This is a genomic window from Baaleninema simplex PCC 7105 (assembly GCF_000332355.1).
Classification (GTDB): Bacteria; Cyanobacteriota; Cyanobacteriia; order Cyanobacteriales; family Geitlerinemataceae; genus Baaleninema; species Baaleninema simplex.
Genome location: NZ_KB235957.1, coordinates 189918 through 190690, shown reverse-complemented (window position 1 = coordinate 190690; position 773 = coordinate 189918). Strand labels below are relative to the sequence as shown.

The following is a 773-nucleotide window of genomic DNA, read 5'->3' as shown; positions in this document are numbered from 1 at the left end:
TTCGGGTTCGGTGGTCGCGGAAAATTCCTGATTTATTTCAGGTTAAGCAAGCTCGAATTGTGCGTAAGGCATCCGGGTACTTTGTTATGCTGAGCCTTCAGGCTGACATCGATCTTCCTGACACGATACCTCACGGACATCCGGTAGGGATTGACGTTGGACTGGAGTACTTTCTTTCAACTTCTGATGGGGAACAGGTCAAGCGACCTCGCTTCTTCAACAATTTGCACCGCCAGCTGAAATCGCTGCAACGCCGATTGAAGAAAAAGCAGAAGGGGTCAGCTAACTGGCTGAAACTCCAGAAGAAGATTGCCAGAGTCCATCAACGGATTGCCGATACGCGAAAAGACTGGCATTTCAAGCTGGCTCATCACCTCTGCGACGGTGCAGGGATGATTTTTGTCGAAGATCTCGACTTCCGCATTATGGCTAAGGGAATGCTGGGCAAACACACCCTAGATGCTGGATTGGGTCAATTTGTCAACCAAATCCTTCCCTGGGTGTGTTGGAAGCGTGATGTGTATTACGGCAAGGTGGATGCTCGTGGCACTTCTCAGGAATGTCCCGATTGTGGGGCAGAGGTTCGTAAAGACCTCTCAACTCGAATCCATCACTGCCACAACTGCGGGTCAACAAAGCCCCGTGATGTGGCGAGTGGACAAGTCATCTGTAGCCGTGGGCAACGGCAAATCGAAAATGCCTGTGGAGTCGAGGCGACGGGGGATCGGGTCACTGATTCTAGTTGGCTGGCTGTGAAGCAGGAAATCTTTGGG

The 773-nt window shown here is 51.4% G+C and carries 1 protein-coding gene; it reads left to right on the top strand.

Going from position 1 to position 773, the window contains the following annotated elements:
- Positions 1-773, top strand: a 773-nt coding sequence (locus GEI7105_RS41330) for an RNA-guided endonuclease InsQ/TnpB family protein (protein ID WP_035492315.1), incomplete at both ends; no start/stop codon positions are given.